At 53.4% G+C, this 19816-nt stretch carries 18 protein-coding genes; 4 read left to right on the plus strand and 14 right to left on the minus strand.

Annotated elements, in window-relative coordinates; genetic code table 11:
* Window positions 1-73 precede the first annotated feature (73 nt).
* Window positions 74-643 carry a YceI family protein gene (locus AAGR08_RS09225; protein ID WP_097097318.1) on the plus strand — a complete coding sequence of 190 codons (570 nt, stop codon included), beginning with the start codon at window positions 74-76 and terminating at the stop codon, window positions 641-643.
* Between the two features lie 40 nt (window positions 644-683).
* Here AAGR08_RS09225 and celB read toward each other — a convergent pair whose 3' ends face one another.
* From celB to AAGR08_RS09245, 4 genes are read right to left on the minus strand one after another with little or no spacing between them, the layout of a single operon-like run.
* Window positions 684-2036, minus strand: coding sequence for a PTS cellobiose transporter subunit IIC (gene celB / locus AAGR08_RS09230; RefSeq protein ID WP_097097319.1), 1353 nt, complete (start codon window positions 2034-2036; stop codon window positions 684-686).
* A gap of 31 nt (window positions 2037-2067) precedes the next feature.
* Entirely contained in the window at window positions 2068-3381 is a 1314-nt protein-coding gene (locus tag AAGR08_RS09235) for a 6-phospho-beta-glucosidase (protein WP_345829731.1), read from the minus strand.
* A complete protein-coding gene (locus AAGR08_RS09240) occupies window positions 3374-3715 on the minus strand; it encodes a PTS lactose/cellobiose transporter subunit IIA (protein WP_345829733.1) in 342 nt (113 codons plus the stop codon). Before AAGR08_RS09240 ends, AAGR08_RS09235 begins: the two co-directional genes overlap by 8 nt.
* 59 nt (window positions 3716-3774) lie before the next feature.
* On the minus strand, window positions 3775-4083 hold the full coding sequence (locus AAGR08_RS09245) for a PTS sugar transporter subunit IIB (protein ID WP_097097322.1): 309 nt from the start codon (window positions 4081-4083) through the stop codon (window positions 3775-3777).
* A gap of 288 nt (window positions 4084-4371) precedes the next feature.
* Here AAGR08_RS09245 and AAGR08_RS09250 point away from each other — a divergent pair, with 288 nt between their 5' ends.
* Window positions 4372-5328, plus strand: a complete 957-nt coding sequence (locus tag AAGR08_RS09250; protein ID WP_345829734.1) for a hypothetical protein — start codon at window positions 4372-4374, stop codon at window positions 5326-5328.
* A 117-nt stretch (window positions 5329-5445) separates the two neighbouring features.
* Window positions 5446-5730: a hypothetical protein gene (locus AAGR08_RS09255; protein WP_097097324.1), complete on the plus strand. Its 285-nt coding sequence runs from the start codon at window positions 5446-5448 to the stop codon at window positions 5728-5730.
* A gap of 58 nt (window positions 5731-5788) precedes the next feature.
* Here AAGR08_RS09255 and AAGR08_RS09260 read toward each other — a convergent pair whose 3' ends face one another.
* From AAGR08_RS09260 to AAGR08_RS09280, 5 genes are all read right to left on the minus strand, one after another.
* The gene (locus AAGR08_RS09260; protein ID WP_345829736.1) at window positions 5789-9433 is read right to left on the minus strand and encodes a transporter substrate-binding domain-containing protein; all 3645 of its coding nucleotides are present in this window, start codon (window positions 9431-9433) and stop codon (window positions 5789-5791) included.
* A gap of 9 nt (window positions 9434-9442) precedes the next feature.
* On the minus strand, window positions 9443-10090 hold the full coding sequence (locus AAGR08_RS09265) for a response regulator transcription factor (RefSeq protein ID WP_345829738.1): 648 nt from the start codon (window positions 10088-10090) through the stop codon (window positions 9443-9445).
* A gap of 133 nt (window positions 10091-10223) precedes the next feature.
* A complete protein-coding gene (locus AAGR08_RS09270) occupies window positions 10224-13115 on the minus strand; it encodes an autotransporter outer membrane beta-barrel domain-containing protein (protein ID WP_345829739.1) in 2892 nt (963 codons plus the stop codon).
* A 314-nt stretch (window positions 13116-13429) separates the two neighbouring features.
* Window positions 13430-13873 carry a tetratricopeptide repeat protein gene (locus AAGR08_RS09275; protein ID WP_345829740.1) on the minus strand — a complete coding sequence of 148 codons (444 nt, stop codon included), beginning with the start codon at window positions 13871-13873 and terminating at the stop codon, window positions 13430-13432.
* Window positions 13874-13904: 31 nt separating this feature from the next.
* On the minus strand, window positions 13905-14327 hold the full coding sequence (locus tag AAGR08_RS09280) for a helix-turn-helix domain-containing protein (protein WP_097097329.1): 423 nt from the start codon (window positions 14325-14327) through the stop codon (window positions 13905-13907).
* Between the two features lie 83 nt (window positions 14328-14410).
* Between AAGR08_RS09280 and AAGR08_RS09285 the strand changes: the two genes are divergently transcribed.
* Complete coding sequence (locus AAGR08_RS09285; RefSeq protein ID WP_345829741.1) at window positions 14411-15340, plus strand: aromatic alcohol reductase; 930 nt, start codon at window positions 14411-14413, stop codon at window positions 15338-15340.
* 80 nt (window positions 15341-15420) lie between these two features.
* Here AAGR08_RS09285 and AAGR08_RS09290 read toward each other — a convergent pair whose 3' ends face one another.
* From AAGR08_RS09290 to AAGR08_RS09310, 5 genes are all read right to left on the minus strand, one after another.
* Window positions 15421-15630: a glycine zipper 2TM domain-containing protein gene (locus AAGR08_RS09290; protein WP_064738688.1), complete on the minus strand. Its 210-nt coding sequence runs from the start codon at window positions 15628-15630 to the stop codon at window positions 15421-15423.
* Between the two features lie 203 nt (window positions 15631-15833).
* A complete protein-coding gene (locus AAGR08_RS09295) occupies window positions 15834-16565 on the minus strand; it encodes a YoaK family protein (protein WP_097097331.1) in 732 nt (243 codons plus the stop codon).
* Window positions 16566-16738: 173 nt separating this feature from the next.
* Window positions 16739-17599, minus strand: a complete 861-nt coding sequence (locus AAGR08_RS09300) for a DeoR/GlpR family DNA-binding transcription regulator (protein WP_097097332.1) — start codon at window positions 17597-17599, stop codon at window positions 16739-16741.
* A gap of 137 nt (window positions 17600-17736) precedes the next feature.
* Entirely contained in the window at window positions 17737-18684 is a 948-nt protein-coding gene (locus tag AAGR08_RS09305; protein WP_007888383.1) for a D-ribose ABC transporter substrate-binding protein, read from the minus strand.
* Window positions 18685-18756: 72 nt separating this feature from the next.
* Window positions 18757-19812 carry an ABC transporter permease gene (locus AAGR08_RS09310; protein WP_176519175.1) on the minus strand — a complete coding sequence of 352 codons (1056 nt, stop codon included), beginning with the start codon at window positions 19810-19812 and terminating at the stop codon, window positions 18757-18759.
* Between the last annotated feature and the right edge of the window lie 4 nt (window positions 19813-19816).

Below are 19816 nucleotides of genomic sequence, written 5' to 3' on the forward strand. Positions count from 1 at the left end.
TTAATAAAAACGCGATGAATAAATCTGCCCCTTAAGGTGTTTACTCTCTATCTGCCACACTGGAGTAAAACCCATGATTCGCACCGCCTGTCTCGCTGCCGTTATATTACTGATATCTCCGGTCGCGCACGCCGAGACAAAAACGTATGCCATCAACACGCAGCAATCATCCATTGGGCTCTCCTGGCGCGCTTTTGGCCACAATTTTTCGCAGGCGCACCTGAATGGTGTGACGGGTTATATCACCCTCAATCCCAGCCAAGAGTGGCAGGATCATATAGAAGTGAAGATTCCCGTGAAAACGCTTGTGGCTTCGAATGCCTTATTAACCTATCAACTCAAGAGCGATCTTTTTTTTGACGCCCCGCACTACCCCAATATTGCTTTCAGCAGCAGTCGTGTTTCGTCACTGGGTGAAGGAAAATTTCAAATTATCGGCACGTTGTCTGTGAAAGATGTTAGCCGCCCTGTGATTCTCATCGCTAAGCTGGATAACGGCGAAATAGTAGCGCCAACCTCAAACACCATGGCTTTGCACGCCTCCACGGCGATCTCCCGCACCGCTTTTCGTGTTGATCGCTTGGTAGGTATTGTTGATGACCGGGTAGATATTGAACTCAGTATTCGTGCCCAGCGCAATTAACCAAGCCTGCCACCGCTAATGGGTGGCAGGCGCAAAGTCACTACGGTGTTATCGCCTCGCCCGTGGCAACCTGGGCTTGCTGTTTACTTTCTTCTTCCTCACGGAATTTGAGCCGATCCCATACGCGGAAGAATGGATAATAGATAACCAGTGAAAGCGTTAAATTAACCACTTGCAGCACGGTGCCGGAGATGTGCCCGCCCGTTGCCAGATAGCCGCTCACGAAAATCGGTGTGGTGAACGGCAGTGCAATCCCAGCCGGTGGCGCCACTAAACCGGTGCTCATCGCGGCCCACGACACAATCACCAATACCACGGGTGTCAGGATAAAAGGCAGGAAAAGATACGGATTCATCACCAGTGGAATACCAAACACTAACGGTTCGCTGATATTGAACAGCGCAGCAGGCGCGGCAATCTTGCCAAGCTGCTTCATCTGACGGCTGCGCGAACGAATCAGCATAAAGATCACCAGCCCCAGTAACGCACCGGTGCCACCGGGCGCAATCCACAAATCATAAAACTGCTGGGTGAAGATGTGGGGAATGGGTTGGTTATGCTGGAATGCCTCGAGATTTTCACTCATGTTCGATAGCCAAACGGGCTGAATAAACACCAACACAATCGCATCGCCATGCAGCCCGAGCGTCCACAAAATGCCAATCAACAACACCGAGAAGATCATGCCGGGTAATGTGCCGCCGACGTGGTGCATCGGTAAGCCAATCACGGTGGCGATCAGGTTGTTGATATCCCCGAACGGCGAGGCTTCTACCGCGAGGCGAATGACCAGGACCACCGCCAGCACGCAAAAGCCCGGCACCAACGCGAGGAAGGACTTTGCCACCGCTGGCGGTACGCCTTCAGGCATTTTGATCACCAGATTACGGTTATGAACAAAGCGGTAAATCTCCGTTGAGAGCAGCGCAATCACAATCGCCACGAACAATCCCTGGCTCCCGATCAGCGAAATCGGCAGTACGCCAGTGACCAGCTGCGTCGGCGCGCCTTCCACCGGGGCAAATAGCGTCTGCTGCGGAATCGTCATCACAAACGCCACTAAGGCCATGGCGCCGCTGGTCAGCGGATCGAGCGTGCGATACTTCTCTGCCAGTCGATAAGCGATGCCGAAACTGGAGATCAACGCCATGATGTCGTAGGTAGCGCGTACCGGATAAAGCAATTTGTTGCGCCACGTATCGCCAAACAGGTCCGCCATCAAATGGCCCCATGCCGGAATCGGCAGATAGGCAAAGATCAGGAAGAAACTGCCAATCAGCATAAACGGCATGTTGAGTATGATGCCGTCACGCACTGAGAGCACGTGCTTCTGACCGGCGACTTTCAGTGCAGCGGGCAAGACATAACGATCAATAAAAGTACGGTTGGACATAGGGCCTCCTCAGGCTCAATGGCGCAACAGATTAAGGAGTGGCAAACTGCGGCAGCCACGGCTGATTCAGAGTGAGGACTTCGTCAAGCAGCGCTTCAGCAGTGGTAACGTCACCAACCAACGGATTGCCAACCAGCGCCAGCAGCGCCTGCTGCCGATCGCCATGCACCGCGGCTTCGATAGTCAGGCGTTCAAAGGCTTTGATCTGCTGCGTCAGCCCATTCATCAGCGGCGGCAACGCACCAAACACCAGCGGATGCGCGCCTTGCGCGTCAACGAGGCAGTTCACTTCCACCACCGCATCATCCGGCAGGCCGTGGATTGCGCCTTGATTACGGCAGTTCACCACCAAATTTTTGCCGCTATTGTTATGGATAGCGCTGATCAGCTCGACGGCCACTTCCGAGTAGTACGCACCGCCGCGGAAGCTAAGCTGCTCCGGCTTGTGTGCCAGATGCGGATCGGCATATAACGCAAAGAGCTCAGCCTCGACTTTCATCACCTGCTCGGCGCGCGTCCCTTCATGGCCGCTCTGCGCTTTTTCCTGCTCTTCCGCCAGCATTTGTGGCGTTTGCCAGTAATAACGGTGGTACGGGCATGGAATGGCCTTCAGCGCGCGCAGGAACGACGGCGACCAGGGCATATCCTTGATGTTATTCATGGTCAGTGATTGCCCATCGCACAGCTGCTCAATCACCTGCTCAGTAACGTCTTTGCCGCGACATGTCACCTGATGTACCCACACCAGATGATTCAGCCCGGCGAAGCGCAGCTGCACATCATCCCACGGCGCATCAAGCATGCCGGCAATCATGTGATGCATGTTAACCGGCACGTTGCATAGCCCAATGATTTTCGCTTTGCTATAGCGCGACACGGCTTCAGTGACAATTCCGGCCGGGTTGGTGAAATTGATGATGAAGGCGTCCGGCGCCACCTCTTCCACTTTGCGCGCGATATTCAGCATCACCGGGATGGTGCGCAGCGCTTTGGCGAACCCGCCGACGCCGGTGGTTTCCTGGCCGAGACGTCCATACTTCAACCCGAGACGTTCATCTGCCGCTCGCGCGGCTAATTGTCCCACGCGTAGCTGCGTCAGTACGAAACGGGCACCGCGAATCGCCTCATCCAGCGCAAAATGTACGCTCACTTTGACCTGCTCTAATCCATTCTGCTGCAGCATACGCCGGGTCAGATCGGCGATAACGTTTACCTTTTCACGGCCCTGTTCAACATCTACCAGCGCCAGTTCAGTGACCGGCAGCTGTGCATAGCGGTTGATGATCCCTTCTACCAGTTCGGGTGAATAGCTGCTGCCACCACCAATAATCGCCATTTTAAGCATCGGTTGCTCCTGCCGCAGTGCGGCGATAGAGTTCAATAATTTCGCCTGCCAGATCCTGAATCAGCATGGCGTTCATCAGGTGATCCTGGGCATGCACCAGGATCAGCGTGACCGGCAGCTTGCCGCTGCCCTCATCGAGGCTGATCAATGCCGTTTGCTGCTGATGTGCCGCACTGATGCACTCTTTAGCCGCGGCCAGCTGCTGCTGCGCTTCGGTAAACTGCCCGTCACGCGCCAGACGTAACGCATCGATCGCTGCGCTGCGTGCTGCTCCGGCTTGCACCAGCAGCAGCATAATTTGCTCTTCAAACTCGAGAACCACGTTTTCAGGCATGCAGAATCCCCCACAGCATCGGGCTGTGTCATGTCGGTTAAATGAGGGTGTTCGGAGTATTACGCGGTGTGTAACGCCATCGCTTTTTCAAGCACCCGATCGCCACGCATCATGCCGTAATCCATCATGTCGATAACGGCGACGGTTTTGCCCTGCGGAGCGGCAATGGCGGTAAGCCGAGCGGCTTCAAACTGAACTTGCGGTCCAAGCAGTACCACGTCGGCATCCGGCAGTATGCGTTCGAACTCCGCCACCGGAACCGCTTTGATGTCGATCTTCAGTCCGCGCCCCAGCGCAGCACTCTGCATTCTTTCAACCAGCATGCTGGTTGACATCCCCGCAGCACAACAAAGTACGATGCGCATGATTTTTCCTCGTGTGATTTGACTTGGGCATTTAAGACCTGTCTCAGGGAAGCTGTAAAGTGGCTATGGGCAGACGATTTTCTGATGAATAATTATTTATTTGTTAATAATCAGATAATTATGTGAATATTTTGTATGAAAATATTTTTCATCAGTGTGATCTTACGCGTAATTATTTTGTCTTAATCATCACTTATCGCAAAAAACGCATAAAAAACGCTGAAAAAAAACTCAACATGAAAATTAATTTCATGCATGATGTACCTTCGCTATTGAGGATGTGATGAGCTAATGGATATTGTCTGGCAATTGCGACAGCAGAGTGAGCGCGCAGATGCGCAAGAGTCGAGGCTGGCGCGCTTTATTCTGGCGAACCTGGACGCCAATGTGCACACCACCATGGAAGGACTGGCCGCGCAGGCGGGCGTAAGCCAGGAGGTGCTACGCCGCTTTGCCGCTTCGGCAGGTTGCCGCGATCTTGATGACTTTTTGCATCAGGTGCGGAAAGCCGGCCAGCAGCAGGACGTGGCCTTTATCGATGTTATCCGCCAGCGGCAGGCATCACTGAGTCAGCAGGAAAAGCGCGTCGCGGAGGCTATTTTGAGTGACACAACGTTTGCTGCTTCCGCCACCATCGAGCAACTTGCCGGACGTGCTGAAGTCAGTGCGGCGACCATCACCCGCTTCGCTCGTTCAATGGGCTGCGAAGATATTCGCGATTTGCGCATGCGTTTAGCGCGCGCGCCACAGGTACGTCATCCCCCTGCTATTGCGCCCTTAGAGGCAATCAGCCAGGCGTTGACGCAGCAATTCGCGCTGGCAGAACGCGCAACCTGGACGCGAGCAGCAGAGACGTTACGCAAGGCAAGAAGCGTGCTGCTGATTGGCGCATCAGGCCCACAAACGCCAATGGTTGCTGAGGTCCACCAGCGTGTGCATCGTCTCGGATTAGCTATCGCCTGGATTCAGGATGACAATCTATTAAGCATGACGCTGAGTCGTTTGCAGCCAGATGATGTGTTGTTTATTCTCGCGCCGGATGCCGTAAACAGCCACGTCCTCAGCGCCGTACATCACGCAACTATCCAAAAAACCCCGGTGATTGCGCTCTGCCCAAGCACGCTGGACCTCGCCAGCCAGGCCGATATTTGGCTGCCGCTGCCGGTGGCGAAAAATACGCGGCGTTACGGTATTTTATTCGCACTCGATCAGCTGGAAACCACGCTGTTGGGTCAGCCTAACCCCTGATGCAACCAAGACTTTTCTGAGGCTAATTGCAGTATTTACTTAATTTAGCTGCCGTATTCGCTTAAGTTTTTCCCCTGCGTGCCCGATAATTCTCTTAGGCAACCCAGGGGATTTCGAATGCGCAACCTATTAGTTTTATTGTCAGGTCTGATTATGCTACCCACAGCGATAGCGGCAGATGGCACCATCACCTTTAATGGCTCAGTGGTTGAATCCGTTTGCGACACCAGCACACAGCTGCAGCAGGCTTCAATCAACTGCTACCGCAACGGTGTCAATCAGGTACAAACGATTGCTATGTCCCAGCACAAGCAGGCCATGCCCTATCAGCTGGGCACGGTCAGCATTGAAACAGTAAAAAATCACGCTAATCTGAAAATCGTAGAAGTGACTTATAAGTAAACCGTTGCTGACTCTACTGATGAGCAAAAGGCCTTAGTCGCAAGACTAAGGCCTTTCATCAATTGGAAGGAGGTGCTGATGAAAGTGTGTTTAAAGCGCGCCGAATCTCCGCCAGCAACGCCCGCCCCGCTTCCGCAATCTCTTTGCGCAGTGGCGAAGGTGCATGACAGCTAATTTCCAGTTCGACGCACCGTGCAACCAGCTCAGCGGAACCCGTCAACCGCGCGCTACCCTTCACTTTATGAGCCAGCTCCAGCAATGCGTCACGATCGTCGTCAGCTAACGCCGCGGTCAAGGCCAGCATATCTTGCTGATAACTCGCCAACATCTCCTGCATCAGCTCGCTCACCAGCGTGGCATCGCCCCCCGCGAGTTTACGCATCGCATCCGAAACGTCATCGTTTCCCGGTAACGCTTCGGGCACAGGCTGACGTGTCACCGGATCCAGCCAGCGCTGGAGATCCTCTAGCGTACTCGGCTTGAACATGCAGCCATCCATGCCCGCCTCGCGACAACGGATAATTTCTTCCGGCAACGCGTTCGCAGTAAACCCTAAAATGGTACAGGCAGAACCGTTGCGCAACGCCTCTTCCGCACGAATCGCCTGCGCCAGCGCATAGCCATCCATCTCCGGCATACGGCAATCCGTAATGACCACATCAAGCGGCTGCTGACGCCAGAGGTGCAGCGCCTGGCGACCATCGCTGGCTTCAAGTACCTGATGGCCCAGAAACTGGAGCTGTCGCGTGAGGAGTAAACGGTTAGCCCTGAAATCATCCGCAATAAGAATGCGCAAGCTCGAATGGCGCTGCGCGCTGGCGACAGAAACCGGCTCCTGCTGCGGCTCTCCCTGTGGCAGCCTGTCAGCAAACAGCTGCACGTCAATACGCGTACCGATTCCCGGCTGGCTCTCCAGCGAAATAGAACCGTCCATTTTCTCGCACAAGGTTTTACAGATAATCAGCCCCAGCCCGGTGCCACGCTGCGTTTGCTCACCGTGAGATCCCACCTGGCTAAACGGTGCGAAGAGCCTGGCCTGATCTTCTCGTGAAATGCCTTTACCGCTATCACTCACGCTGAGCGCGATGTGCCAGCGCGCCTGCTGCTCAATGCGCACGGCAACACTGACGCCGCCCTGAGCGGTAAATTTAAGGGCATTACCGATCAGATTAGAGAGGATCTGCTTAAAGCGGAGCGGGTCAATCAAAACATCCTCGCTGCAATCGGGTTGCATCTCCAGCGTTAAGCTCAGGGATTTTTGTTCCGCCATTCCCTGGAAAATACGCACCACGGATTTGCACAGCTGCTGCAGGTTGGCGCGCTCGGGCTGAAGCGTCAGCTTACCGGCTTCGATGCGTGCCACATCAAGAATATCCCCCAGCAGCTCTACCAGTTCGTTAGCCGCATCCGAGGCAACGTCCAGCGCCTGATGATCGACACGATTCTTATCGGCCGATTTGCGCGCCAGCTCCAGCATGCCGAGTACGGCATTGAGAGGCGTACGAATCTCGTGGCTCATGGTGGAGAGGAACTGGGTTTTGGCACGACTGGCGGCTTCGGCTTCCTCTTTCGCCAGATTTAACGCCTCCAGTAACTGCCGCCGTTCGCTGATATCAAGCCAGCCGCCAATCACGCCCTTTACCCGACCTTCCGCATCACGGTAAGGCAGAATCCAGTGGAAAATAGTTTTCAGTTGGCCTGAACCCAGATGCTGAAACGTGCGGTCCTTGAATAGCGGCTGTCCGCTACTCAACACCTGGTAGAAATCGTGGATATAACGCTGCGTCTGCTGTTCATCGGCGAAAAGATTGCTCGACAGCAGCGATTGATTGATCACCTGTTCGCGCGTGGCGCCCAGGTCCTGTAAAAAGCTGTCGTTACACTGGGTTAACCGCCCGCTGGCATCACGAATGTAAGTCGCATTCGGTGTGCCGTTGATCATGTCATGCATGAACTCGAGCTGATCGTTGAGCTCACGCTGAATGCGCGATTTGATGCGAATCTGGCGACGCAGCCAGATGGCCCAAAGCAATGAAACCATGATCAGTGCCGCCGCAAATGCACTGCCGGTGAGAATGGCGACGCGGTTCTCGCGCCAGAAATTTTCCGACGCCACCATGTTGTTGGGGCGCCAGAGATTGCCAATTACATCCATCTCATCGGGTGGAATGCTCAGCATGACCTTGTCGATAATCTGCTGCAGCTCATGTGACTGGGGCGGAATACCAAATGAAATAAACGCCGGAGATTCACCGAGCGTGGCGCTAATACGCATGCGATTACGGTAATAACGGGCTATTTGATATTCGGTATTGGCCAGCGTATTGATTGCGGCATCTACCTGACCACGACTCAGCATGGCTAATGCATCGTTGGCGTTACTGGCATTGACGATCTGAATGTCGGGATATTGGCTGCGCAGGGTATCAGCCATGCGCGTTCCGTTAATTACCGCCAGTTTTTTTCGCCCCAAATCGCTGAGATTGCGCGGTGCATTCGCCTGTTGTCGCACCACCATTACAAAGGCGCTGGTAAAGTAGGCGCGGCTGAAGTTAAGACCGTTTTTGCGCTGCGGGCTGGGTGTTAACGCGCCAATCATATCAACATCGCCCTGCTGGAGCAGGCTTTGCATTTCATCCACGCTGCCCGCGCTTTTGATTTCAAAATCCAGACCGGTGCGCAAGCGAATTTGCGACAGCACATCGATGGTGATGCCACGATAATTGCCGTCATCATCGGTAAACGTCAGCGGGGCAAAGCCGTCAATGGCTGCAACCCTGACCTTGCGGTGCTGCCGGATCCACTGCCTTTCGCTCTCGGTGAGTTCGAAAATCTGTTGATTAAGCACGCTAGCGCTTCGGCCAACATGCCAGCGCTGCAGAATGTTGAGGCGCTCTTCATTGCTAACCTCGGCCAGTGCAATATCCAGAATCTGTTTGAGCAGCACATTATCCGGGCGTGTGGCAAACGCCAGCGTTTTTGCCGGGAAGTCGGCTAAACCCACGACGCGGATATTGTTGAGGAAATTGCGGCTAATCGGATAAAGGTCGCCGAGAAAGACATCCGCATCACCGAAGGCCACGGCGCCAATCGCCTGTTGGTAGCTGGGATACGTTTGGATGCTGGCATGGGGAAACTGCTGCTGCACCCATGCCAACGGCAGATAGCCTGCCGCCATCGCAATATTTTCCCCGGCCAGATCGCTGCTCAGGGTGCGGCTGGCGTTACTGCGCATCGCCATAATGGCCTGTTCGGTAGCATAAGGCTGCGTAAGGGTAAAATGTTCATTCGGCTTTTCGAACTGCGTCATGCCGCCCAGCAAATCAACGTTACCGTTTTCTAACGCTTCATAGGCCGCATTTTGATTGGCATACACTTTAACCTTGATCGGCTTACCGATGAGGGTGGCCATCAAACCAATATAGTCAGCGGTGATACCCTCAAATTCAGATTTGTTATTGATGACGGTAAATGGCGGATATTGCGGCAACGCGATGCCTACTACCAGCTGCGTTTTGCTGGCCAGCCACTGTTGCTGTACGGCGTTCAAACTTTGCGTGGGCGGATGCTTCAGCTGAGGTGAGCGGCTGAGTAAGGTCAGATCCATGGGGCGTTCAGCAGCAGGTATCGCCTCATCATGCAGAATTAAAAGCGCCAGAAATACCATGACGGGCAGAGCCACTTTATACAGCAGAGACTTCACGGATATTCCTTAGTCGGTAAGATGATTGCGATGGGCAATACCGATTAAATCCACCAGCGTTTTGACACCCAGCTTTTGCAGCAAGCGCGTCTTATAGGTGCTAATGGTTTTGTTACTGAGGGTCAGCACCTCGGCAATTTCGATGTTGCTGTAGCCCTTAGCAAGATAAATCAGCACCATCATCTCCCGGTCAGAGAGCTGCGCGAGTTTGGCCGACTCTTCACCCGTGGCTGAACCCGCAGGATAGTCCGCAGGCATCTTTTCCGCCGGAAAAAACGTATAGCCTGACCGGATGGCGCGGATAGCATCCAGTAAATCATCCATCTCTTCCGTTTTCTCGACGAAACCGGAAGCACCGCCGAGACGGCAGCGTGAAACAAATGATGCCGCCGTTTGTGAGGTGAAAACGAGGATTTTTACGGGATACCCCATCGCGTGAACGCGTGAAATAACTTCCAGCCCGTTAAGCACCGGAATCGCAATATCCAGAATCATTAAATTCGGCGTCAGATTTTTCACCAACTGCAGCGCTTCGGCGCCATCGTGAGCTTTACCGGTCACGGCAATGTTTTCCCGCAGTAGCAGCATTTCAATTGCCATGCGAACCACCGGATGATCGTCGACGATAATTGCGCTGTAGGGTGAAGAGTTGTGCATATCCGTCCTGTGATTGAAATGAGCAATCAATAACTGATTTTTTTAAGCATAGCGCTATTTTGTTATGCCCATCAATGAGCTGTAAAAATGCCGGGCTAAACGGCCCGGCATCGCTAAACGTGGACAATGGTGATCAGAAGCTGACTTTTACCCCGAGCATTGCGCTGGTGTCGCGGTAATCATTGCTACCCATTTGCTGACCGACGCTGCCCCACAGGTTAACCCTTGAAGGAAGTTTGCTCTCCACGCCGACGCGCACTTCCGCGATGTTTTTTTGCCCTTCGCTGGTCATGCTGACACCATTCAGGGTGCTACCAAAGTCCTTACTGTTATTAATCCAGTTGGCTTCGAGGAACGGCTGATAAACCGCCTGATTCGGTTCACCCGCCGTTTTCAGTGAAGCACGCAAACCGACACGTGATTGCAGGTTGCCATCGCCCTGGCTGCTGACGCGAGTGCCATTGGCTTCGGTATGATCGTCTGCTTTCACATCCATCCAGATGAACTGCGCGTTAGGCTCAATGAAGTAGCTGTTTTTCGCCCGATCTTCGCCCACTTTCCAGCTGTATCCACTCTCCAGCGAGTAAGTAAAGCCGTTTGATTTATAGCGCTCGGCGGCGAGATGATCGCCATTCACGCTGTTGTTAAACCAGCTATATTGCAACCAGCTGTCCACATAGGCGCCAGTGTGCTGTTCAGGCTGCTGATACCAGGTGCCGTATACGCCCACGTTATAACCGTTGGTATGGCCCTGCGAACGATAACCGGTAACCGATGAATCGCTATTGCTGCGAGCGTTGCCGTAACCGGCCATCGCACCAAAATGCAGGCGATCGCTGCCGGTGAAACTCCCGGTTGCAAGGTCGCCGCCCAACTGCAGCACGTAGCGATTGGTTTCTGTCTTGATCTGTCCGCTGCTGTCACGCATCTGCTGATGGCCGCCGAGGTTGCGCATCCACAGACTGGTTGTTTTCTTTTCGCCGGTCAGCGCGTCCACATAGTGTGTTTCGCCGCCACGATCGCTCAGGCGCAAAGTGAATAAAGTGTTAGCCGCTGCGATATTGGCGTTATAGTTGCCCACCTCAGGACGCACAATCATCTGCGCAGGCTTGCCGGCACCCGGCTGCACCACTGGCTTTTCGATGGGATCTACGCCAGGGTCAACGACCGGATCCACCACCGGATCGATAACAGGGTCCACGGCATTGACATCGCTGGTCAGATACCAGTTTTTAGTGTCCGCGCCCCGCGACAAGGTATAGTCATAAGCACCTGCTGCAATACGCCCTTGCTGGCTAAACTCACCGGCAGACGTGCCGTCTACGGTAATTAACTCAATCCCATTCAACGTCTGCGCCCCGCTACCGCCGGCATTATTGATCACGACATGCGTGGTGCCGCTGGTGTTGCCCGTTACATGCAATTTATCGGTGTCTGAATCATCGCCAGCCAGCACCGTGTTCATGATCAGCGTGCCGCCCGTGCCGGTAAAGTCACCCTTCACCGTCAAGGTTGTTGAACGTCCATTGCTGTGATCGAAATTCAGCGTGCTGTCATTCAGCGCCAGCGTATGCAGAGTTGAGTTGTCGGTCATATTCCACAGGCTGCCGTTTTCCAGCGTCAGCGCCTGCAGGTTCGCCGCACTGCCGCTCCACTGTGAAGCATTCAGCGCCAGGCTGCTCGCAGCGGTAGCAGCAGGATCAACGGTGATATTACCCGCCATCACCGAGCCATTGCTGGCGGTGATCTGCGCGCGGGTATCGCTGGCCAATGCATCAAGCAGTGTTGCTCCGCCTAATGTGGATCCCTCCAACGAGAGAGTGAGCGAAGAGCCATTCTGCAGTGTGATGGCACTGCCCTCAGCCGCGCTCAGTTGTGTATTGGTCAGCGCAAGCTGATTGTTGCCGTTGATGCTGTTGATACCCATTGCGCTATTTCCCGTTACGCTGAGGGCAGAATTCGTCAGCGTAACGCTGTTGGCGGCACCGACAGCGCCATCAAAGGTGACCAGATTACCCGCATCGCCCACCTGCCCCTGAATGGCGGTTCCGGTAATTGTCGCACCGGCAGCGGCAGCGATCGCTGACGATCCTGCTGCGGTGTTTAGGGTAATATTGCTGGCATCCAGTGTTGCGCCGCTGGCCGAAAGAGCCACACCGCTGCTGTTAATGAAGAGATTATCTGCGTTAACAAGCGCACCGCCGCTCGAAAGAACGCCAGCAGCGCCTGCACCGGTGGTACTAAGCGAGCCGCCTGTGACATTCAGATTAGCCATTGAGCCAGTGGCATAGATCGCGTGAGCATTGATACCTGAGGTCGCTACATCGTTCTGTTCTGCAGTAAAAGTGCCATTGACCGTATACAAGCCGTTGGCATAATCGCCTAAAGTATTCACCCGACTGTTCTTCAGGCTGATAATGCCCGATGTGCCATTGGCAAACACGCCGTAACCGTTACGAGCGCTGGTATTGACGATTAAACGTTCGCCGTTAATAGTTGCGCCGTTCGCATACAGGCCCTGATTTACCGAATTAATCGTGGCATCGCTGGCGGTCAATGTTGACAGTCCACCCGCTACCAGCCCACGGTTGTTGCTGGTGACACTGCTATTGAGAAAATTCACCGTGCTGGTGCCGACCACATACACGCCATCGCCGCTGCTGGTTATGCTGCCGTTAAGGAAATCCATAGCGCTGTTGGTTGTCACATACGCACCATAGCCGTTGCTATTCACGGTTAAACCATCAGCATTTATTGTGCCGTTGCGTGTGGCATACAGGGCCTGAACGTCAGCACGGGTGGTGGTCACTTGGGTGCCGCTGATATTAACCATGCCTTGATCTGAAGCAACCACACCGTAGCCCGAAATGCCACTGGTGTTGATCGTGCCGCCGGTGAAATTCATCTCACCGCCGGCTAAAACAGCCTGAATGCCATAGTCATTACTGGCGCTGGTCACGATATCCTGGTCGGAATAGCTCTGGCTTACGCCACTCGCCACCAAACCGGCATGTGCCGTGCTCATACCGCTTGCAAATAATAAGGCCGCCGAAACGCCGTTAATTAAGGCACTATTGCGGGAACGGCTTGATTTACATTTTCCCCTCGCGAATTCGGAGGCGACAACAAACTGCCCGGTAACTTTATTCCAGATAATGCGGTAAACAATATTCATCAGACTCTCACTCAGCAACATATGCGATTTATATGCCGCAAGAGTAAGGATGCGTGTCTCAGGGTTAAATCATACCGTTCCCACAGGCGTGTAGGACGTTTCCGATCGCGTAGGAAAAGAGCCCTAACTTAGGCTCTTTTCACTCTGCAGCCTGGAATACGCTTTTATAGACCCATCAAATCTGCCAGCATTTTTTTATCGAATTCCGGAAACGCATCAAAAACAGCTTCGCCTTTCATCGCATATATTTGCTGGAAATAAGCTATCGCGCCGTCAATTGCCCCCATTCCATAGAGCGCACGTGCGAGGGTCATTCTTGCAAGTACCTGGCCTTTCGTTGCTTCCCATTCAAGCGCTTCATTAGCGGCTTCAATGGCCTCCTGATAGCGTTGACACTTAACTAATGAAGAACCATACCCGCTTAAGATCCAGTAATAAATTTCTTTATCCCGCAGATGTGTCTTTGCTAATTCCGCCGCAGCAGCCCATGAGAATGTCGCCGCGACGTTTTGGTCATCACTTTCAAGGGAGATACCTTGATTGGCTAAGTCGAATGCTTTTTCTTCCCAATTTTTATGATGAAACTCCATATATTGACTCTTATCCATGTTGATTAACTTATGAAAATTACGCTATTTCTTAGATGCCAGAGCGACCCTCCTTAGTATCGAAACGGGTGCGGGAATCACGTATTAACGCTGCATTATCGATGACCCAATGCCACAGTGGTAACATGTTGGTTAACATCCCCTTACCTAATTCCGTCAGGCTGTAATCAACCCGCGGATGAGGCTGTTTACGCTGATGATCGTAGCGGCTAATTAATCCCTCTCGTTCAAGCGATCGCAGCGTGCGCGTTAACATTCTTTGCGTAACGCCGGGCATCGCCTTGGCCAGTTCAGCATGTCGCAAGGTGCCGTTTACCCCCAGCGTATAAATAACATTTAGCGACCAGCGATTTCCTGCGTGCGTGAGAATTTCGCGTTTAAGCATATCGTCCTCATCGTTAAGGGCCGCGCAAATGGTGGCAAACACCGTTATTTGCTCATCGCTTAATTTCATGCTCTTCCCCGGTATCATTAATGTGCCTGATTGCAGCGCCACGTTCTTCTGGGCAACCTTAGCAGCAACCTAAGGAGAAAAGTATGAACCATTACGTGAATAATCATTGGCGCAATATATTGATCATTGGTGCCGGAGAATTGGGAATGGCGGTAATTAAGGGGTTTTATGCGCAGCGGGAATCCCATCCTGAAATCCGGTTAACCGTATTATTACGGCCACAAAGTGCCTCACAAAGCGCCCAACAACGCGCAGAACAACTTGCTCGGTGGGATATTGGCATCCTAACGGCTGATTTTAATGCAGTATCCATCGGGGAATTGGCCCAGCTGTTTACGCCCTATGATGCCATTATTAACTGCAGCGGCTTCGTGGGCGGTATGGGTACACAGATAAAAATAACCGAGGCAGTGCTGTTGGCCAAGGTGGCGCGTTATTTCCCCTGGCAGTTTGGTGTCGATTACGATCGAATTGGCGAAAATAGCGGGCAACCAGTATGGGATGAACAGCTCGCGGTGAGATCGCTATTACGTGCCCAGCAGCAAACGCAATGGGTCATTGTTTCGACGGGTATGTTTACCAGCTTTTTGTTTGAAGCCGATTTTGGCGTGGTTAATCTTGCATCACGCACGGTGCATGCACTGGGCGATGCTGAATTTGCGTTAACCCTGACCACGCCAGAAGATATTGGCCGATTAACGGCGAGCCTGTTTTTCCATACGCCGGCGATAAGTAATGAGGTTATTTATATTGCCGGCGACACCCTCACCTATACGCAGCTCACGGCATTACTTGGCCAGCATTTCGCCACAGATTTTACCTGTCAGGTGGAGCGTATTGCCACGCTAAAGGCCGCGAACATTAACGCACCCCACGATCGGTATGCTGCATATCGTTTGGCGTTTGCGCGGGAAGATGGCGTTTCATGGCAAATGGTAAATACCTATAATTACCGTGAAGGTATTGAGGTAACCAGTGTGAAACAATGGTTAGTTCAGGAGAAGATGAAATAAACGGGATGTCAGAAAAGAGTTGATTGCTGCTGGTCTGATTCGCTGCCGCTGAACGAGGCAGCGAATCAAATTGCAAACAGTTAACGGCTCACTTCGTGTCCGATCAAGCCGCCAATTGCTGCACCACCCAGCGTGCCGAACGTACTACCGCCGGTTAATACCGCACCACCTACGGCACCCACACCGGCACCAATGGCGGTATTTCTCCCGCGATGCGACATGCCGCAGGCGGTAACAGAAAACATAACCAACATAACAATAGCAATCTTACAGCTGCGTTTTAAAAGCATACAAAGCCTCACTGCCATTATTTTATGGCATGCAATAGTGTTTATTTGATTGTTGTTAAAATACCCAATCTGTTGCGACTGGCACTGCTCGTCGGCGTGAATTTAAGGGGTTTTACGCTTTTGTGAAAGGTAAAAATTCCTATTTGAGGATGGTACTAGCAAAGCGGTTAAAATGTGGTCGCTTTGCCAGCCGTCACCTCCGTTTATGCCGCCGTACGCTTCGCGCGTATTAATGTTCTGACCATCGCCAGCGTGGCCACCAGCACTAAAATGGCGCCTACCATTGCCATGGCTTTAAAACCCAGGTGTTTAAACATCATTAAACCGACAATCCCGCCGATCAGGAAAGAGAAAATCGTGGTCAGATGCGTCCACAACTGCCGCTTTTGCCCCGAAACATTTTTCGACGGATCGCGACGAAACAGTGCCGCCAGCACCGACGCCAGTGAGATCCCGGCATCCGTCAGCGTACCGGTGATATGGGTGGAACGTACCCGACCATTCGATAACTGTGTTGAGGTGGAATTATGCACGCCCATCAGAAAGCCCAGAATGACAATAACTTCCCGGTTATTAGCGGATGAAAAGAAGAACAACTCAAACAGCGATAACGCTATTAACGCCAATCCTTCAACCCACAGAATTTGGCAAAAGATAATGCGATTGCCATTCGCTAATCCGCCAATCACCACCATTCTGGCGGTAACCGCGCCGCAAACAAATGCAACGAGAATGGTGGCCAGAAAGGTGATATCGCGAAAATTAACGTTCGACACTTCACTGGATAATTGTGAGGTATTACCTGACATATGCGAGGGAAAAAAACCAAATGCGCCCAGGGCAATAGCATTGAGCACGCCGGCTGCCGTGGCTAACCACATTGCCAGATTTCTGTCCTCATCATGCGTACGCGTACGTTTAAGTTTTATCAGCATCAGATACCCCATTATTCTGAAATTTGGCCGAGTAGTAAACGTAGAGCAATTTGGACATTTAATTGCCAGGAAATCCCTGAATAATTAACGCCTGGGTTAAAGAAACTAAAAAAAGCAATGAAGTCTCAATATATTTAAATATACGTAAAGCGTTGGGCGCAATAACGCGCGTCTTATGATGACACGCTGCTGGATATTTTCATCGGAGCAACGACCACATTCACGCCCAGATCCTGCATGCGACGTAAAATAGGGATCGGTGTTCCCTGATTGACTATCACCACATCAAATTCACGCAGATGGGCAAAACGGTGCAGTGCACGCCGCTCAAATTTGGTGTTGTCCATCATCAGGATGCGTTTCTGTGCCGCATCAAACATCGCGCGTTTGGTCTCTACCGTTTCGGCCGATTGATGAAAGACGGCATCGTCGATAATCGCCGACATGCTGACGAAAAACACGTCGGCGCGCAGACTGGCAATCTCTTCGCGCGTCATGCGTCCCATAAAGGCATTGCACCAGTGATAAAACTGGCCGCCTAACCCCATCAAGGTGATATCCCGGCCGTTGCGCAGCTCGTTCATTAACGTGAGTGAATTGGTGATCACCGTCAGCGGCGCACGCGCTGATAATAGCCGCGCCATCTGCAACACCGTGGTGGAGTCATCGAGGAAAATGGCTTGTCCCGGCTCCAGATAGGTGGCGGCGACGTCAGCAATCGCCTGCTTCTCTTCCAGCTGGCGCGTGGCGCGGTAGATATCGCTGGATTCAACCAGGCTGGTTGGCGTAGCTGAGACCACACCGCGCGATTTATGCAGCAACCCCCGCTCTACCATCTCATCAATATCACGGTGTGCGGTCATCAAACTGATCCCGAAGCGATCGGTGATATCTTCAATGCGGATTGCCCCTTCTGCCATCACGGCTTCGGCAATCAGCTGCCGACGTGCCAGCTGGCGTGCCTGGCGGCTATCGCTGGGTAAGGTTTCGGCCATGAATACGCCAAGGGAAGAGTCCTGCGGGTTGTGCGCCATATTTCATCCGGGAAAAGAAGCAAAAGCGGGTTCGGCACTCATTACAGCGTTTAAACACGGTTTTGGCAAATTGTCCTGGTGCGCCAAAATCCGCACAGGTCCGTTGTAGGGTCGCCATTATGGCGACCCGATTTTACTTACTGCTTCAACACAAACGGCGAGGCGAAATTGCCGGCGTTCTCTTTGGTGATCAGAATGCAGTCAAACAGCTGTTTCTCAGAGGCTGCGCCCGTTTTACCGGTTTTCAGGAAGCTGTCCGCCTGCTCTACCGCTTTTTGCGCGAACTGCGCTACCGGCTGCATCACGGTATACGCCAGGGTACCGGCTTTTACCGCGTCAACCGCATCCGGCGAACCATCAAAACCGCCCACTTTAATCTGGTTCAGCTTGCCCGCCTCTTTCAGCGCCGCAATCGCGCCCAGCGCCATTTCATCGTTGCCGCTGATCACGCCTTTGATGTTGGGATTGGCCTGCAGCAGCGACTGCATCTTATTGAAGCCCTGGGTGCGATCCCAGTTAGCCACTTCCTGACCCACTTTCTTCAGCGTGGGATATTGCGTCAACACGGTATCGAAGCCGTTCGCGCGCGTTGCGGCGTTGTTATCGGACGGCGGGCCAACCAGCTCAACATAGTTGGCAGTATCACCCACCTGCTTCACCCACTCCATTGCGCCGACAGCCGCGCCCTGCGCGTTGTTTGAAACCAGCTGCGCTTTGGCGAGCCCGCTCTGGTTGAGCTCAGCATTGATGATAAACACCGGAATATTGGCGGCAATGGCCTTTTTCACCGACCCAACCGAGCCGTCGGCATTGGCTGGGTCAAGAATGATTGCTTTGGATTTATTGGTAATCGCCGTATCAATCAGCTGGCTTTCGGTATTCGTGTCGCCTTTGTGGGCGCTGACTTTAGCGCTATAGCCCAGCTTCTCGGCGGCTTTTTGCGCGACCTGGCCTTCCGTCAGCCAGTAAGGGTTGGAAGGATCGTTAACGATGATGGTCATTAGCCCGTTATCCGCCCAGGTTGGCGCAGCAAAGGTGGTGATGGCCATGGCCGCGGCCGCGATGAAGAGACGTTTGGTGAACATAGTAGGTGCTCCGTTATTATAGGGGTACAGGTTTTACGGATATCCGCGCGCTGCTCATACAGCACGCGCGGGTTAGCGAGCGCGCCGCCCGTATTGCAGGGTGTTAAGCAATACCGCCAGCACGATCACGGCACCAGTGAACACCGTCTGCCAGTAAGCAGAGACGCCGATAATCACCAGGCCATCAGAGAGAAATCCAATCACGAACGCGCCGAGCAGCGTACCGCGCACGTTACCGCGTCCTCCGGTCAGGGCCGCGCCACCAATCACCACCGCAGCAATTGCCGTCAGCTCGTAAGTGGTACCCGCCGTTGGGCCTGCCGAGGTGAGCTGTGAAGAGAGCACCAGCCCCGCCAGCGCGGCGCAGATACCCGACAACACATAAACGCTGATTTTGATGCGTTTCACCGGCACGCCAGAGAGATCGGCCGCGCGTTCGTTACCGCCCGAAGCATAAAGCCAGCGACCAAAGGCCGAGCGGCTAAGCAGAAAACCACAGGCCAGCGCCACAACGCCAAGCACCAGCACGCCAACCGGTATGTTGAAGAGGCGATTAAAGCCGAGCCAGTCGAACCCGCTGTTGCCCAGCGCTTCGCTACCCGAGAGCTTGTTGTAGGTCAGACCGTTAGTGATCAGCAGCGCAATACCGCGCGCCACATACATCGTGCCGAGGGTGGCAACGAACGCCGGTACGCGGAACCAGGCGATGAGGATACCGTTGACTAAGCCCACCAGCGCGCCGACCACCAGCGTCAAAATCGCTACCGCCCAAACCGGCAGATACAGCACCACGCCGAACGCTTCTAGATTGATCCCCTGCATCATAAAGCCGGCCATCACGCCCGCCAGACCGAGCGTTGAGCCCACCGACAAATCAATGCCACCGTTGAGGATCACCAGCAGCATGCCGATCGCCGGTAATCCGAAGATCGCCACATGCGACGCCATGGTGAGAAAATTGGCGCCGGTAAAGTAGTTAGGCGACAGGAAAGAGAAGGTGGCGATAATCACCAATAGCGCGATGAATGCGCGCCCTTCCAGCAGCAAACGCGCCAGATGGAGCTGTTTATCGCTGTTTTTTTTGGTGGCGATCGGCGGCGTGGCCAGCGTTTGTGTTCTGTCAGTCATCTGT

The sequence above is a fragment of the Pantoea sp. BRR-3P genome (assembly GCF_039621635.1).
GTDB lineage: Bacteria > Pseudomonadota > Gammaproteobacteria > Enterobacterales > Enterobacteriaceae > Pantoea > Pantoea floridensis.

Bases quoted from the DNA above. Each gene is read 5' to 3' on its own strand.
- AAGR08_RS09280 (WP_097097329.1), bottom strand. From the start codon at position 14,327: ATGAAATTAAGCGATGAGCAAATAACGGTGTTTGCCACCATTTGCGCG.
- AAGR08_RS09310 (WP_176519175.1), bottom strand. From the start codon at position 19,812: ATGACTGACAGAACACAAACGCTGGCCACGCCGCCGATCGCCACCAAA.
- AAGR08_RS09285 (WP_345829741.1), top strand. From the start codon at position 14,411: ATGAACCATTACGTGAATAATCATTGGCGCAATATATTGATCATTGGT.
- celB (WP_097097319.1), bottom strand. From the start codon at position 2,036: ATGTCCAACCGTACTTTTATTGATCGTTATGTCTTGCCCGCTGCACTG.
- AAGR08_RS09275 (WP_345829740.1), bottom strand. From the start codon at position 13,873: ATGGATAAGAGTCAATATATGGAGTTTCATCATAAAAATTGGGAAGAA.
- AAGR08_RS09270 (WP_345829739.1), bottom strand. From the start codon at position 13,115: ATGAGCACGGCACATGCCGGTTTGGTGGCGAGTGGCGTAAGCCAGAGC.
- AAGR08_RS09290 (WP_064738688.1), bottom strand. From the start codon at position 15,630: ATGCTTTTAAAACGCAGCTGTAAGATTGCTATTGTTATGTTGGTTATG.
- AAGR08_RS09295 (WP_097097331.1), bottom strand. From the start codon at position 16,565: ATGCTGATAAAACTTAAACGTACGCGTACGCATGATGAGGACAGAAAT.
- AAGR08_RS09250 (WP_345829734.1), top strand. From the start codon at position 4,372: ATGGATATTGTCTGGCAATTGCGACAGCAGAGTGAGCGCGCAGATGCG.
- AAGR08_RS09265 (WP_345829738.1), bottom strand. From the start codon at position 10,090: ATGCACAACTCTTCACCCTACAGCGCAATTATCGTCGACGATCATCCG.
- AAGR08_RS09255 (WP_097097324.1), top strand. From the start codon at position 5,446: ATGCGCAACCTATTAGTTTTATTGTCAGGTCTGATTATGCTACCCACA.
- AAGR08_RS09235 (WP_345829731.1), bottom strand. From the start codon at position 3,381: ATGCTTAAAATGGCGATTATTGGTGGTGGCAGCAGCTATTCACCCGAA.
- AAGR08_RS09240 (WP_345829733.1), bottom strand. From the start codon at position 3,715: ATGCCTGAAAACGTGGTTCTCGAGTTTGAAGAGCAAATTATGCTGCTG.
- AAGR08_RS09305 (WP_007888383.1), bottom strand. From the start codon at position 18,684: ATGTTCACCAAACGTCTCTTCATCGCGGCCGCGGCCATGGCCATCACC.
- AAGR08_RS09300 (WP_097097332.1), bottom strand. From the start codon at position 17,599: ATGGCGCACAACCCGCAGGACTCTTCCCTTGGCGTATTCATGGCCGAA.
- AAGR08_RS09225 (WP_097097318.1), top strand. From the start codon at position 74: ATGATTCGCACCGCCTGTCTCGCTGCCGTTATATTACTGATATCTCCG.